Source organism: Pseudomonas sp. GW821-FHT03C07, from assembly GCF_059420925.1.
In genome coordinates this window covers 90016-103839 of sequence record NZ_JBWKUQ010000001.1, presented here as the reverse complement: position 1 = coordinate 103839, position 13824 = coordinate 90016, and the positions used below count along the sequence as shown (strand labels likewise).

The 13824-nt window shown below is 61.5% G+C and carries 13 protein-coding genes; 3 read left to right on the top strand and 10 right to left on the bottom strand.

The genetic code is table 11. The annotated features are described in order from the left end of the window. Window positions 1-124: 124 nt before the first annotated feature. The 6 genes from AC07VG_RS00435 to argH all read right to left on the bottom strand — a co-directional run bounded on the left by AC07VG_RS00435 (window position 125) and on the right by argH (window position 6007). Complete coding sequence (locus AC07VG_RS00435) at window positions 125-1030, bottom strand: polysaccharide deacetylase family protein (RefSeq protein WP_495000863.1); 906 nt, start codon at window positions 1028-1030, stop codon at window positions 125-127. Continuing rightward, window positions 1023-1865: a polysaccharide deacetylase family protein gene (locus AC07VG_RS00430; RefSeq protein ID WP_495020251.1), complete on the bottom strand. Its 843-nt coding sequence runs from the start codon at window positions 1863-1865 to the stop codon at window positions 1023-1025. The genes AC07VG_RS00435 and AC07VG_RS00430 overlap by 8 nt, the downstream gene beginning before the upstream one ends. A 16-nt stretch (window positions 1866-1881) precedes the next feature. Continuing rightward, complete coding sequence (locus AC07VG_RS00425) at window positions 1882-2700, bottom strand: ABC transporter substrate-binding protein (protein WP_495000861.1); 819 nt, start codon at window positions 2698-2700, stop codon at window positions 1882-1884. A 39-nt stretch (window positions 2701-2739) separates the two neighbouring features. Beyond that, window positions 2740-3504, bottom strand: a complete 765-nt coding sequence (locus AC07VG_RS00420) for an amino acid ABC transporter ATP-binding protein (RefSeq protein WP_103494095.1) — start codon at window positions 3502-3504, stop codon at window positions 2740-2742. A 20-nt stretch (window positions 3505-3524) separates the two neighbouring features. Next, complete coding sequence (locus AC07VG_RS00415) at window positions 3525-4403, bottom strand: amino acid ABC transporter permease (protein ID WP_495000860.1); 879 nt, start codon at window positions 4401-4403, stop codon at window positions 3525-3527. A gap of 176 nt (window positions 4404-4579) precedes the next feature. Further along, on the bottom strand, window positions 4580-6007 hold the full coding sequence (argH, locus tag AC07VG_RS00410) for an argininosuccinate lyase (protein WP_495000859.1): 1428 nt from the start codon (window positions 6005-6007) through the stop codon (window positions 4580-4582). A 307-nt stretch (window positions 6008-6314) separates the two neighbouring features. Between argH and AC07VG_RS00405 the strand changes: the two genes are divergently transcribed. Together AC07VG_RS00405 and AC07VG_RS00400 are read left to right on the top strand one after the other, a co-directional pair. After that, window positions 6315-7286 (top strand): LysR family transcriptional regulator, encoded by a 972-nt coding sequence (locus tag AC07VG_RS00405; protein WP_495020456.1) that lies wholly within the window; start codon window positions 6315-6317, stop codon window positions 7284-7286. Window positions 7287-7416: 130 nt separating this feature from the next. Continuing rightward, window positions 7417-7644, top strand: coding sequence for a hypothetical protein (locus AC07VG_RS00400; protein WP_495001028.1), 228 nt, complete (start codon window positions 7417-7419; stop codon window positions 7642-7644). A 177-nt stretch (window positions 7645-7821) separates the two neighbouring features. Here AC07VG_RS00400 and AC07VG_RS00395 read toward each other — a convergent pair whose 3' ends face one another. Genes AC07VG_RS00395 through AC07VG_RS00380 form a run of 4 tightly spaced genes read right to left on the bottom strand, consistent with a single transcriptional unit; the run spans window position 7822 to window position 12472 of the window. Next, window positions 7822-9099, bottom strand: coding sequence for an efflux RND transporter periplasmic adaptor subunit (locus tag AC07VG_RS00395; RefSeq protein ID WP_495020250.1), 1278 nt, complete (start codon window positions 9097-9099; stop codon window positions 7822-7824). After that, window positions 9089-10579, bottom strand: coding sequence for a TolC family protein (locus AC07VG_RS00390; protein ID WP_495000857.1), 1491 nt, complete (start codon window positions 10577-10579; stop codon window positions 9089-9091). The genes AC07VG_RS00395 and AC07VG_RS00390 overlap by 11 nt, the downstream gene beginning before the upstream one ends. Beyond that, a complete protein-coding gene (locus tag AC07VG_RS00385; protein ID WP_495020249.1) occupies window positions 10572-11771 on the bottom strand; it encodes an ABC transporter permease in 1200 nt (399 codons plus the stop codon). Before AC07VG_RS00385 ends, AC07VG_RS00390 begins: the two co-directional genes overlap by 8 nt. Next, window positions 11768-12472 carry an ABC transporter ATP-binding protein gene (locus tag AC07VG_RS00380; RefSeq protein WP_495000855.1) on the bottom strand — a complete coding sequence of 235 codons (705 nt, stop codon included), beginning with the start codon at window positions 12470-12472 and terminating at the stop codon, window positions 11768-11770. Before AC07VG_RS00380 ends, AC07VG_RS00385 begins: the two co-directional genes overlap by 4 nt. A gap of 376 nt (window positions 12473-12848) precedes the next feature. Between AC07VG_RS00380 and AC07VG_RS00375 the strand changes: the two genes are divergently transcribed. Continuing rightward, window positions 12849-13598: a TetR/AcrR family transcriptional regulator gene (locus AC07VG_RS00375; RefSeq protein ID WP_495000854.1), complete on the top strand. Its 750-nt coding sequence runs from the start codon at window positions 12849-12851 to the stop codon at window positions 13596-13598. Window positions 13599-13824 lie beyond the last annotated feature (226 nt).

The window sequence follows — 13824 nt, the reverse complement described above, 5'->3', positions numbered from 1 at the left end:
GGCAAGCTCCGCTCCCACAGGATGTGCGTCGAGCGCAGATTTTATGTACGACACAAACTCTGTGGGAGCGGAGCTTGTCGGACCGCCGTACCGCCGCGAAGAGGCCCTCAAGAACGCTGCAAAGTCACGCCAGGTAGTTACGGTAGTGGCGCTCATAAACCGCTGCCGGATGGTCCGCCGTCATGGCGCGACCGTTGTCGTCCCACCACTGGGCCACTTCGGCGCCCGTGGCAATCCAGACGTCGTCGTGTTGCTGAATACCCTTGAGCAACTCCCGCAGCACACCGATACGCCCCGGTGTGGCAATGACTTCCGGGTGCAGGCGCAGCACGTAGCACAGTCCGAAGCGATGGAAGCCGGCAAAGTCCATCTGCAGGTTGCCCAGGGTATGGCTGTAGGAAGCGATCCGCGATTGCGCCGGAGGCACCGCCGGGCTGAGGTTGAAGGCGAAGTAGGGCTCGTCCTCCAGCTCATAGTGCATCGGCAGCTCGATGACCTGCGGTGCCGTCGGATGGGCGAAGGGCAGGTCATCGCCACGCCAGGAGGACGACCAGTGGATGCCTTCGTCGTGTAAGGCCTCGGTAAACCCCGGTAACCAATTGCCGGCCGGAATCCGAAAGCCCTTCGGCCGCTCACCCGTCAGTGCCGCGAGAGCCTGGCAGCCTTGTGCCAGCGCGGTCTTCTGCTCATCAAGGGTCAGGCTGTCGTAGTTCTGGTGCCGATATCCGGCACAGGCGATTTCATGGCCGCCAGCCTGGATCGCCTGGATATGCGCCGGCTGTTCCTCGGCGACGATACCCGGGATGCACCAACTGCTGCGCACTCCTAATTCCTCGAATAAACCGAGCAGACGCTCGACCCCGCGCTGGCTGCCATAGCGCCAGACCGACAGGCTCTTGTCGCGCCCGGCAACCTCAGGTGCTTGGGTAAGAATGCCGTGTATATCGTTGTAATCAATAGTAATGACTACCGCACAACGATACGGCGCCGGCCATGGACTCTGGAACGCGGGACGTTGCAACTCAGCCATGATGATGCTCCTTCAGCCACCAATGGGCGACATCGCGGCAGGTGGCAAACCAGACGTCATCGCGCTCGCGCATATGCTCGAACAACCGTTCCAGCAGCAGGATGCGCCCCGGCTTGCCGGTGATCTTGGGGTGAAACAGAGTGGTCAGGCACAGACCCTCGTCAACCGCACCGTCGAACTCCCGGCACCAGTTATCCAGGGTCAGCTCATAGCTGGCCGTGCGGTCCAGCCCGGACGGAAAATTCGGCTCGCGGGTGTAGGCGATGGAAGCGTAGTCATCCATCTCCCAGCGGCCGGGGATTTCCACCAGCGGTTGCGCATGGCCGGGTACCTGCACCAGGTAAGGCCGGTCGTCACCGCGCATGCTGCTGGAGTAGGTCACCCCGGCTTCCACCAGCATCGCCGGGGTTTCCGCGCGCCAGTCGCCGGAGGGCGTGCGAAAGCCCTCGGCACGGATGGTCAGGTGTTGCCAGAACACCTCGCGGCATTTGTTCATCACGTCCCGCTGCTGGTCCAGCGTCAGGGCGTAGAAGGATTCGTGTTTGTAGCCGTGGTAGGCCACTTCATGTCCGCGTTCGACAATCGCCTGGCATTGCCGGGGCCAGTTTTCCACGACCCAGGCCGGGACGAAGAAGGTGGTCGGCAGGCGAAACTCGTCGAGCAGGTCGAGAATCCGCGGCAACGCCCGATATGGGCCGTAACCGCCAAAACCGAAGTACTCGGGCTTGTGCCAGATTGAGCCATCGAGCATGGCGTCACCGGTGGGACCGTCGAGGTCGAACGCCAGGGCCAGGCAGGCTTTGTGCCCATCCGGCCAGGTCGGGGTCGAGGACATGAGTGGCGGCTCCTGTTTACTGGCCCTTGTTGACGGCGATGTTATCGACGGCACCGACCGAAAGGTCCCATTTCTTCAGGATGGCCTGGTAGCTGCCGTCGGCGATCATGCCTTGCAGGGCCGCCTGGATAGCGTCACGCAGTTCCTTATTTTCCTTGCTCACGCCAATCCCGGAGAACTGCACCACCATCGGCGTGCCGATGATCTTGAAGGTGTTCTTTTCCTGGGCCGCGAGGTACGGCAGGGTCTCGCTGCCTTGCACGGCAACGTTGATGCGGCTCTGGCGCAGCTGCGCGCGGGCGTCGGCCGAACCTTCGGTGCCGATCACCTTGATCGGCTTGTCGGCCGGGCAGTGCGCGCTGCTCCAGGCGGCGATTTCCGCCGGGAAGGTGGTGCGACGGCTGGTACCGGCGGTCTTGCCGCAGATATCGGTCATCTCGTTGATGTCCTTGTTCTTCTCCAGGGTGTAGAACTGCGAACCGCTGGTGAAGTAATCGACGAAGTCCACGGCCTTTTGGCGCTCGGCGGTGTCGGTCATGCCCGAGAGCACAATGTCCACGCGTTTGGTGGTCAGGGCGTTGATCATCTGTTCGAAAGAGGTTTCCTGCCACTTCATTTTCACGCCCATATGCTGTGCCAGGGCGTTACCCAGGTCGAAGTCGACGCCGGTGAGCTCGTTGTTGGCCGGGTCCTTGAAGTCCATCGGCGGGTAGTTGGGCATGATCGCGGCGACGATCTCGCCCTTGGCCTTGATGCTGGCGGGCAATTCGGCGGCCCAGGTAAAGCTGGAAGCCATGAGGCCGGCGAGTACTGCGGGAATGACGAAATTCTTCATGGTCGTTCTCTTATGAATGTTGTGAAGGTCCAGGGGAACCTAGGTTCGAACGGCAGAAATGAAGCTTTGGGTGCGCGGGTTTTGTGGACTTATTAGAAGTTCTTCGGGGCTTCCTTCCTCCACGATCTGGCCGCCATCCATGAACACCATGCGGTTCGAGACTTCGCGTGCGAAGCCCAGTTCATGGGTAACGACGATCATGGTCATGCCGGTCTGCGCCAAGTCGCGCATCACCGACAGCACCTCTGCGACCAATTCCGGGTCGAGTGCCGAAGTGGGTTCATCGAACAGCATCAGCTTGGGGCGCATCGCCAGGGCTCGGGCGATGGCCACCCGTTGCTGCTGGCCGCCGGACAGCTCGATCGGGTAGCTGTCGCGCTTGTGCGCCAGGCCGACCCGGGCCAGCAACTCCAGGGCCTCCTCGACCGACTCCTTGGGCGAGCGCTTGAGCACCTGAACCGGGCCTTCGATGATATTTTCCAGCACGGTCATGTGCGGAAACAGGTTGAAACGCTGGAACACCATGCCGGTGGCCAGGCGCTGGCGGGCGATCTGCGCTTCATTGAGTTCATGCAGCTTGTTGCCGGCGATGCGGTAACCCACCAGCTCGCCGTCGACCCAGAGACCGCCCTTGTCGATCTTTTCCAACTGGTTGACGCAACGCAGCAGGGTGCTCTTGCCGGAACCGGAGGGGCCGATGATGCACAGCACTTCGCCTTGCTCGACCTCGATGTTGATATCTTTGAGGGCGTGGAAGGAGTCGTAGTATTTGTTCAGGCCGACAGCCTTGATGATGCTTCTCATGTTCGAATTCTCCAGGACACTTACGAGCGCTTGCCGGCGCCGCGGGCAAAACGCCGTTCCAGGCGGCTCTGGCCGAAGGACAGCACGGTGACGGCGACCAGGTACCAGATCCCGGCGACGATCAGCAACTCCATGACTCGGGCGTTGGCGTAGTAGATGTTCTGGGCGTTGTAGAGCAGCTCCGAGTACTGGATCACGCTCGCCAGGCTGGTCATCTTGACCATACCGATAAACTCGTTGCCCACGGGCGGGATGATGATGCGCATGGCCTGCGGCAGGATGATCCGGCGCAGGGCTTGCAGTCGCGGCATGCCGATGGACTTGGCGGCTTCATACTGGCCGGTGTCCACCGACAGCAGGCCGGCGCGGACCACTTCGGCGGTGTAGGCGCCCTGGTTGATGGACAGGCCCAGCAGCGCGGCGACGAAAGGGCTCATCAGGCTGACGGTATCGAGCTGGAAGACCCCGGGAATCCCGATGCTGGGGAAGATCAGCGCCAGGTTGAACCACAGCAACAGCTGGAGAATCAGCGGCGTGCCGCGGAACAGCCAGGTGTAGGTGATCGCCACGTAGCGCAGGATCGGGTTGGCCGACATGCGCATGATCGCCGTGATCACCCCGAACACCACGCCCAGGGCCATGGCCAGGATCGCCATGATAATGGTGTTGAGCAGACCGGTGAGGATCGCCTTGGCGGTCAGGAACTGGCCGATATAGGACCATTCGATCTGCCCCTGGGCAAAGGCCCGGACCAACCCGACCAGGGCGACGACGATCAGGGTGGCGAAGAAAATGCGTCCGTAATAGCGCCGCGGTACGTGTTCGTACTGGGTGATATCGAACTGGTTCTCGGCCAGTTTGCGCTCAGCGAGCAAGCGTTCTGCCTGGGATTGGCTCATGGTGTTTCTCCGTGTGCGGCGCTGGGGCGCCGCCTTGTTTCTATTGAACACTGTCGCTTCACCGTGGGAGCGGAGCTTGCCCGCGAAAGGGCCCTCAAGTCCGCCAACAGCTTCGTCGGAACGCCGCCCGGACCAAGCACCGCTGCCACAGGAGTTTCAGTGTTTTCCAAGCTTTGTTACACCCGTAGACCGGCGTATTCGGCGGCCCATTGGCGCTGTGCCTGCAGCGCGACTTTCAACCGGACGATCTGTTCGCGCACCTGCGCCGGCGCCGTTCCGCCCCAACCGCTACGGGCGGCGATGGCGGCTTCCAGGGTCAGGCAGTCGCGCACTTGCGGGGTCAGGCGCGGATCGATCTCGGCCAACAGCGCCGGGCTCGCTTCCCAGAGTTCCAGATCGCCGGCTTCGCAGGCCTTGACCAGTGCACCGGTGATTTCATGGGCCTCCTTGAACGGCACGCCGCGCACCGCCAGCCAGTCGGCGACCTCGGTGGCCAGAGTGAAGCCCAGGGGCGCCTGGCGCCGCAGCTCCTCGACGTTGACAGTCATGGTCGCGACCATCCCGGCCATGGCCGGTAGCACCAGCAGCAGGGTGTCGACGCTGTCGAGCACACCATTCTTGTCTTCGCTCAGGTCGCGGTTATAGGACAGCGGCAGGGACTTGAGCGTCGACAGCAGCCCGGTCAGGTTACCGATCAGACGGCCGGCCTTGCCCCGCGCCAACTCGGCGATATCCGGGTTTTTCTTTTGCGGCATGATCGAACTGCCGGTGGCGTAGGCGTCGTCCAGCGCGACCCAGCGGAACTGCCGGGACGACCACAGGCAGAACTCTTCGGCCAGGCGCGAGATATTGATCCCGAGCATGCTGGCGACAAACAGGAACTCGGCGACATGGTCGCGGCTGGCCACCGCATCAATGGAGTTTTCGCAGACCCCGCTGTAGCCCATTTCCCGGGCCGATTGCTGCGGCTGGCGGGCAATGGCGGAACCTGCCATGGCCGCGGCGCCCAAGGGCGATAGCGACGTGCGGGCATCCCAGTCCACCAGACGCTGGACATCCCGCAACATGGCCTGGGCGTGGGCCAACAGGTGATGGGCGAAGACGATCGGTTGGGCCTGCTGCAAGTGGGTGAAGCCCGGGCAGATGCTCTGCACATGCTGCTCGGCCTGCTCGACCAGCGCCTGTTGCAGGGCCAGGACTTCCACCGTCAGGGTGCGCACATGGTCACGCAGGAACAGGCGCAGGTCATTGGCGGTCTGGTCGTTGCGCGAACGCCCGGCCCGCAGTTTGCCGCCCAGGGTGCCGAGGCGTTCGGTCAGCAGGCGCTCGATAAAGGTGTGCACGTCCTCGTCGTCGAGGGTCGGCGCGACGCGGCCGGCGCGAAAATCCTCGCCGATACGGTCCAGGGCCTCGACCATGCGCAGGGTTTCCTGCTCGTCGAGCAGGCCGGCCCGTTGCAGCTCGTGGGCATGGGCCCGGGAACCGGCGAGGTCATAGGGAGTGAGACGGAAATAGCGATCCGGGCAGCGGGAGAGGGCGGCCAGGGCGGCGGCGGGACCACTCTTGAAACGGGCACCCCAGAGACGGTCGGTGGCTTGAGCCATTGTTGTTTTTCCTCACTCAGATGAAGGGTTCGCTGCACGACCGCCACCAACCGTCCAGGGAGGGTCAGGGTCAAGGTCATGCACTTATCAGGAGGGCAGATTACGAATCCTTGTAGGCGCCGCTCGTGGACAGCTACAAGTACAAAAGATTGGCTTTTAAACACTGGCAATCGGCGAGGGATGGCTGATTGGCAAAAAGTAGCGGTGGTTGCCAAGCCCGGTTTTCTGTGTTCATTATTATTGACCGGCGACGTTTTTCTTGTGGAGCTAAGCCTGTTGAATATGCGGTTCGAGGTCAATAAGTATGATGGAAACCCAGCTTTCCAATTTTGGAAACCCGGCGCCGAAACCTGGACACCGAGCGCCCCTGGCCCTCAGTGGACTGGACTTCAAGTTACTCAAGGTGTTCAAGGCGGTGGTCGAGGCCGGAGGCTTCAGCGCGGCCCAGAATGAGCTGAATGTGGGGCTTGCCGCCATCAGCAAGCAGATTTCCGACCTGGAAATCCGCATTGGCATGCGTCTGTGCACTCGAGGACGGGAGGGCTTTTGCCTGACCGAAGAAGGCAGCCTGGTGTATCAGGCCTCGATTGATTTGTTTGCCTCGGTCGACAACTTTCGTGACCGACTTAGTTCTGCTCAAAATGAACTGATCGGCGACCTGAGTGTGGGCGTCGTGGACAACACCCTGTCGGACACTAATTCACCCTTAGTTGCCGCCCTGCGGAAAATTCATGACGAATCGCCGAAAGTAAGATTTCGTTTGCATGCGGCACAATTAGATGAAGTCGAGCGAGGGGTTGTAGAAGGGCGTTATATCGCTGGGATAGTACCGGTTTATCAGAAAAGAGAAGAGTTTGATTATTTCACGCTCTATGAAGAGCGCGCCGAGGCTTACTGCGCTGTCGGGCACCCGTTGTTCGACTCGGACGACGCGCACAATAGCGTCGAAGTGCTACGTGAGCACGCCTTCGTCAACCACCGCTATGCGATTCATCGCGACAAACTCGACTTTGTCACCTACGACAGTTTTTCCGCCTCGGCGTCCCAGGTGGAAGCCGTGGCCATGCTGGTCCAGACCGGGCGTTTTCTCGGCTTCCTGCCGCAGCACTATGCCGCCCCCCTGGTGGCCAAAGGCTTATTGCGGGCCCTGATGCCGGATCGGGTCAGCTATCGCACCCCCTTCAATCTGATCCTGCGTCACAATACGACGCGCAGCCCGCTGGTCAAAGCGTTCGCCCAGGCCCTGGGGGTAGATCTCAAGGCGCCGCTGCAGAGGTAGGCCGGGACTGAAGGGCACCGTGCTCGTGGCTTCGCGAACCCGCTTGCCCAACACCCGTTCATGCACCTCGTTGTTGAGCAGCACACTTTCGATCACCTGCCGAAAGCCGGGCTCGTCGGACAATGGGCCCTTGAGTGCCACCAGAGCATCGCGCAGCGCCATCAACTTGCTCAAAGGCAGCGCCGAGTTAGACACGACGCCGTTGCCAGGACTTGCACCCAGCGTGCCGGGAATGTTCGCCTCGATGGCGCAAGGCAAGGACGGGGCGCAATCTTCATTGGACATGACGGCTGCTCTACAGAAAGTGTGCACTGTGCAGGGAGAACTCAAGGTAAAAAACTCGACTTTTTTAGTCTAAAGCAGGCGTGGCCGGGTACTAGTTATGAGCGGATTTTAATAGCCGTCATATTTACGGATATATACGTAGGAGCTTTCCAGAAATCCTCTTTGATTGTAGGTAGACAACCCTTGATCAACAGGAATCCCCATCAGCAAGCGCAGGGCGTTTCAGCAGGGATGAAGAGTTATCAGCACGTTACTCCAGCAGGCGCACAAACCCCGGCCGCAAACCGAATACTTCGACGCCTTCCGGGGTCGCTTGGCCGGTGCTGACCGTCACTCGCTTGACCGCCTGATCCAGCGCCTCACGGTATTCCACCAGCAGACCGTTATCGACATGCTGGAGTGCCGCGGGCGGTAGCACGATCGCCTGGTCGTTGCGATAGGTGATGATGGTCAGCCGGGCACTCATACCCAGTCGGACCCGTTGCAACTGCTCCTTGCTCAGTTTCGGTACCGAGAGCGTCACCGGGAACTGCGCGCTACCGCCGGGCGCGTCGCTGGGCAACGCCAGGCTGCTGACAATGTCGACGGCGCCATCGAGGCGCACACCGTCGAAACCATCCCCCAGGATCTCGACGCCCTGGCCTTGATGCAGTTGGTTGATGTCCAGCTCCGAGACCTTGCTGACGATCTTCAACTGTTCGATATTGGCCAGGCCGAACAGCACCTGTCCCTGGGTGACCCGGCTGCCGTTCTGCACCGGCCCGGAGCTGGTAGCTGTCGAGCCTTGCGGGCTAGTCGCCCCTGGGGCCGGCACGACAATGCCGGCAAACGGCGCCAACACATTCTTGCCCTCAAGCAGAGTACGCAAGGCTTCGTACTTGACCGTGGCATTGGTCAGTTCCATATCGGCGATCTGGCGATATTCGCCCTTGCCCTGGTCCAGCGCCTGTTGCAGATCACCCAGGGCCGCCACCAGGTCCAGGCGCTGGGTTTGCAGTTGCTGCTGCAGATCATCCAACTCGCTGCGCGCGATGATGCCGCGCTGGAACAGGGTCTGGCTTTCACGCAGCTTGCGCTCGTTGTTGCCGACGGACATTTCCACGGCTCTGAGCGAACGCCGGGAGCGGGCGACCTGCTGGCTGTTGCTCCAGTCTTGCAGTTCCTGGACCGCGCGGCGCGCCTTGAGCTGGGCGGACAAGGCGTCGCGCAGCTGGATTTCCAGCTGCGCCGGGTCCATCTGCAGCAGTGTCTGTCCGGACTCAACCCGCTGCCCCTGCTCCACCAGCACAGCGCGAACATTGCCGTCGAAGGGCGCCGTCAGGGTGATGGTCTGCTGCGGCTCGATCTTGCCCACCAGGCCGATCCGATGGATGAGCGGGGCGGTCTGAACAGGTATCCACTGGCCGCTCTTCGGCTGATCGGCAGCGGGGGCGCGGTAGCCGATCACCGCGGCGGCGGCCACCAGCAGCAACCCCAGTGCGCCGCCTTGCAGCCAGCGTTTACGACGGTTGGTTCTATCAGTAGTCATTAAGCGCAATGTCCCAGCTCTCCAGAGTCATGCCCAGAGTCAGATCCAACTGGGTCTGGGCGTTCAGATAGGCAATCAGGGCGTTGAGTCGGGCGTTTTCGGCGTTACGCAAATCACCTTCGTAGCTCAGGACCTGGAAATTGCTGGAGCGCCCGGCACTGAGTTTTTCTCGCTCGATATCCAGCTTGCGCCGGGACAGATCGACGGCGCGCTGGGCAATCTCGTATTGCCGCCAGCGGGTGCCCAGGTCGCGCACCACATCATTGACGTTGCGCTCCAGCGCCTGCTTGGCATCGGCAAGGATGATCTGCTGATTCTCGACATCGACCCGGGCATGCACTTCGGCCTGCCGTGTACTGAGGTCGCCAATGGGGATCTGCACCTGCACACCGGCGTAGCTGTCCCAACGGCGGCTGCCCACGTTGCCGGCGTCATTGTCGGTGCGATCGCGAATCTGGTTGGCCCCTGCGACCAGCGACACATCCCAACGACTCTGGTCCTTGGCAATCACCAGGTTAAGGTCGGCCTGTTGGCTGCCGAGCAAGGACGCCAGGTAATCCGGCTGCTGGACCTGGGCCACGCGAAAGGCGTCCTGCTTGTCGATGTTGACCCGGTTGGCTTCCAGCGCCTCGGTGGCGTGGATCGGCGTGGACAGGTCGAGAGCCAGCAGGCGCAACAGCGACAGGCGATTGATATCCACCTGGTTGCGGGCTTCTTCGACGCCCAGTTCCTGGGTGGCGATATCGGCTTCGGTCTGGACGATTTCGAACTCGGCCATGCGTCCCGCGGCGATCAGCGCCTTGTTCACCTCCAACAGGGCGCGGGCGCGCTTGAGCGCGTCCTGGGTAATGGTCAGTTGCTCCTGGGACCTGAGCATTTCCCGGTAGGCGGTGACGATGTCGCTGATGGTCTGCGCAACGCTGGACTTGAGGCTCAGGCGGTTGATCTGCTCGGCAATCCGCGCCACGCGCAGTGGCGCGGTGGTCACATCCCAGCCGGCGCCACGCAACAGCGGCTGGATGATCGCCAGGTCGAGGCCGTCGCTGCGATAACGCCCGGCGAGATCGGCATTGCTCAGTTGTCGGGTCCAGGCCATGCTCAGGCGGGTGCCGTATTCGCTGAGCAGGCTGGTGGTCGGCGCGACAGTGGCATTGCGTGAGCTGTCCTTGGAGCCTCGGTTGGCCTGATAGGTGCCGCTGATCAACAGCTTGGGATTGAAGACATCTTCGGAGACCCGTAGGTCGAACTTTTGCGCGATCCGTTGCAGATAGGCGCTGCGAATCCCGCGGTTGTTGCGCAACCCCAGGTACACCGCGTCCCCCAGGGTCAGGTCGGTGTTCTGCTGGCTCAACAGGACAGCGCGGGCCTGATTGCTACGCAGGCTCGGGGCCGACGGCTGACCGAGCAGATTGTCGGCGGCCAACGCCGGGGCGCTCGACAGGCAGAGCAGCAGCGCCATCCATGGCCGGGGTCTATTCATCGCGCAGGGCCTCCACCGGTTGCAGTCGAGAGGCTGAAATGGCCGGGTAAAGGCCGAAAAACAGACCCACCAGCAGGGTGCTACCGACCCCCAATGGCAGCGATAGCAGCGCCAGGGAAAACTCCCAGCCGGACATCCGCGCATACAGGTAGGCCGCGGACATGCCCAGCAGCGCACCGGATAACGCGCCAACGGCGGTCAGAGTGACTGCCTCCAACAGAAACAGGTTGCGGATATCCTTGCGCCGCGCCCCCAGCGCCATGCGCACACCGATCTCCCGGCGGCGCTCGGAGACGTTCATCAGCATCACATTCATCACCCCGACACCGCCGCCGACCAGGGAGATACCGCCCAGGGCCATCAGCAGGTAACCAAAGGTCCGACTTTGCCGGGTCATGCCGTCGATCATCTGTTGCGGCACCTGAACCTCGACGGCCCGGCCCCTGAGGGTCTGCTTCAAGGCCAGGGTCAAGGCCTCGGCGATCTGATTGGTGTCCTGGCCAGGGGCAACCCGGACGATGAGGTTGCTGATCTGCGGGTCGTTCATGATCCGTCGCAGGCCCTCAAGGGGTAGAAACAGCGAGTCGTCGACCTGCACCGGAATCAGGATGGCCGGCGACTGGCTACGGGCGATGCCAATCACCTGGAACAGGTAGTCGTTGATACGGATGCGTTCGCCCAGGCGTAGCGGATCACCGGGTTTGCTCAATGCCTGGGCGATCTTGTGCCCGACCACGACATAGGTTTCGTCGTAATCGAAGTTGGAGATAAAACGCCCTTCATCCAGTTGCAGGCGCATGGCCCCCATCAATTGATCGGTGCTCCCCACCAGATTGGCGTTGCTGGCGCGACCGTGAAACACCACCGCGCTGCTGGACAGGGTAATGGGCGCGATGTACAGCAGGCCCGGCAGCGCCTTGCTCAACGACAGCCCATCGAGGGTCGCCGGCATCGGCGTGCGCATATCGGCATTGCCGGGAAACTGCACCGACAGCGTGTCGGTGCCCATGTCCTTGAAGATCGCCGAGGCTTCCTGGGCGGCGTTATGGCCGATATTGATCAGGGCGATGACCGATGAACTGCCGATGACAATCCCCAGCAAGGCCAGGATCGAGCGTTTACCCAGCGTCCTCAGGCTGACAAAGGCTTCGTGGAACAACTGGCTGGCACTTTGTTCGACCTGCACGCTCATGCCAGGCAGGCCTCGAGTATCACGCCGTTATGCACCCGGATCTGCCGGTTCAGGCGCTGGGCGATTTGCGGGTCGTGGGTGACGATGATCAGCGTGACCTGGCGAACCCGATTGAGCTCCAGTAACAGGTCCATGATTTCCCGGGCGGTGCTGCTGTCGAGGTTGCCGGTGGGTTCGTCGGCGAGGATCACCGAAGGTTCGCCCACTAGCGCCCGGGCAATCGCCACCCGTTGGCGCTGGCCTCCGGAGAGGTCGGCGGGGCGATGGTGCGCGCGTTGTTCCAGGCCGACCTGTTCGAGCATGGCCATGGCCCGCGTCAGCGATTCCCCACGAGGGATACCGCGATAACTCAAGGGCAGGGCAACATTGTCCAGGGCGCTGAGACGTGCCAGCAGGTTGAAGCTCTGGAAAACGAAACCGATCTGCTGGTTGCGAATCGCCGCCAACTGGTCGGGGCTGGAGCGAAAGATGTCGTGGCCGGCAAAACGATAGTGGCCGTCGTCCGGCAAGTCGAGCAGGCCGAGGATATTGAGCAGGGTGCTTTTACCCGAACCGGAAGCGCCGAGAATGGCGCAGCTTTCACCGGCCTCGATGGACAGCGAGACATTGTCGAGAATAGTGAGTGTTTGCTCGGCGAGACGATAACGCTTGCCGATGCCTTGCAGGGAGATGAAGCCTTCGTGAGCAATCGTGTCTGTCATCGCTGATCGCGCCGGCCGGCTCGACCTGACAGGAGCCACCGGCCCCGGGCGTTTTATGGAACGCTCAGGCGGTTCTCGGAGCAGGGGCGAGCACAGGGTTTATTTTCTTATTTTAAATAATTGTTTGAATAGTAGCCGCGATCTTGGGCCGGCGCTAGCTGTCTACTTCAAGGAAAACCAAGGCCTTTCAAGATGGGCTTTGTGACAACTGGATACATTTTTAAGAGCAAACAGAATGGTTTTCAAACACCCGATAACCGAGGCTACCCGGCGTAGAGGCTTGCTTTCAAAGGCTTTCACAGGTATAAAAAATCAAATTTATTTTTAAAACGCTGTTCATTCGGTCAAATTTTCACCCTGCAAAGGCTCCTCACATATGGTCGCAAAAAAACTCAGTGCCCCCAATGTCACCAAGACCCGACTGCTGGATGCCACGGAGGCACTGTTTATCAAATACGGCTACGACGCCGTGTTATTGCGCCAGATCACCGAACGCGCCCAGGTCAACCTGGCCGCGGTGAACTACCACTTCGGGGACAAGGATTCCCTGATGACCGCCTTGCTTATGCAGCGCCTGGGGCCGCTCAACGAACAGCGCCTGGAGTTGCTGGCCAAATGCGAAGAGCAAGCGGACGGCCCGCTGGACTGCGAGACCCTGCTGGGGGTCCTGTTCGCCCCGGCCATGGGCCTGGAGCGCAGCGGCGACGGCGATGAAAGCCGGTCCTTCATCCGCTTCCTGGGACGGGTCTACAGCGACACCTCGCCCTTTATCCAGGAATACCTCAAGGAACATTACCAGCCGGTTTTCGAGCGTTTCTTCAACGCCTTCGCCCTGGCGCTGCCGGATATGCCGCGCAATGAAGTCGGGGTGCGCCTGCAATTCGCCCTCAAGGCCATTTCCGGAGTGATTGCCGGTACCGAACTGCGTTTCCTGATGCAGGCCATGAGCCTGGGGCGCCCGGCCACGGATGCCGAAGTCATGGCCAAGCTGATCAGCCTGGTCTCGGCGGCCATCCACGCCCCGATGCAGGACCGCGAGGCCGAGCAGGCGCTGGAGCGCGTGCTGCAGACCCAGCGCTCGATTCGCCAACATGCCGTACCGGTGACGGCCAAGCGTTCCGTCTAGGAGCCGACTTGCCGGCGATGGCGGCTGGCTATTCAACACAAGGCATACCGGCCCCATCGCTGGCAAGCCAGGCTCCAGGTCCTGTGGGCCTCACAAGGCCGCCGATGATCAGGTCACAACGCACAATCGCCAATCTTGGCTAGAGTGAAACTGACGGCAATCATGCCGCCAGCGTGATCGCTTCAGCTTTTTGTTCCAAAGTCCCGGCACCTGACCGGGACCTTCA

What these genes read in the sequence shown, in the direction of transcription:
- AC07VG_RS00435 (WP_495000863.1), bottom strand. Translation starts at nt 1,030, where the DNA reads ATGGCTGAGTTGCAACGTCCCGCGTTCCAGAGTCCATGGCCGGCGCCG.
- AC07VG_RS00430 (WP_495020251.1), bottom strand. Translation starts at nt 1,865, where the DNA reads ATGTCCTCGACCCCGACCTGGCCGGATGGGCACAAAGCCTGCCTGGCC.
- AC07VG_RS00425 (WP_495000861.1), bottom strand. Translation starts at nt 2,700, where the DNA reads ATGAAGAATTTCGTCATTCCCGCAGTACTCGCCGGCCTCATGGCTTCC.
- AC07VG_RS00420 (WP_103494095.1), bottom strand. Translation starts at nt 3,504, where the DNA reads ATGAGAAGCATCATCAAGGCTGTCGGCCTGAACAAATACTACGACTCC.
- AC07VG_RS00415 (WP_495000860.1), bottom strand. Translation starts at nt 4,403, where the DNA reads ATGAGCCAATCCCAGGCAGAACGCTTGCTCGCTGAGCGCAAACTGGCC.
- argH (WP_495000859.1), bottom strand. Translation starts at nt 6,007, where the DNA reads ATGGCTCAAGCCACCGACCGTCTCTGGGGTGCCCGTTTCAAGAGTGGT.
- AC07VG_RS00405 (WP_495020456.1), top strand. Translation starts at nt 6,315, where the DNA reads ATGGAAACCCAGCTTTCCAATTTTGGAAACCCGGCGCCGAAACCTGGA.
- AC07VG_RS00395 (WP_495020250.1), bottom strand. Translation starts at nt 9,099, where the DNA reads ATGACTACTGATAGAACCAACCGTCGTAAACGCTGGCTGCAAGGCGGC.
- AC07VG_RS00390 (WP_495000857.1), bottom strand. Translation starts at nt 10,579, where the DNA reads ATGAATAGACCCCGGCCATGGATGGCGCTGCTGCTCTGCCTGTCGAGC.
- AC07VG_RS00385 (WP_495020249.1), bottom strand. Translation starts at nt 11,771, where the DNA reads ATGAGCGTGCAGGTCGAACAAAGTGCCAGCCAGTTGTTCCACGAAGCC.
- AC07VG_RS00380 (WP_495000855.1), bottom strand. Translation starts at nt 12,472, where the DNA reads ATGACAGACACGATTGCTCACGAAGGCTTCATCTCCCTGCAAGGCATC.
- AC07VG_RS00375 (WP_495000854.1), top strand. Translation starts at nt 12,849, where the DNA reads ATGGTCGCAAAAAAACTCAGTGCCCCCAATGTCACCAAGACCCGACTG.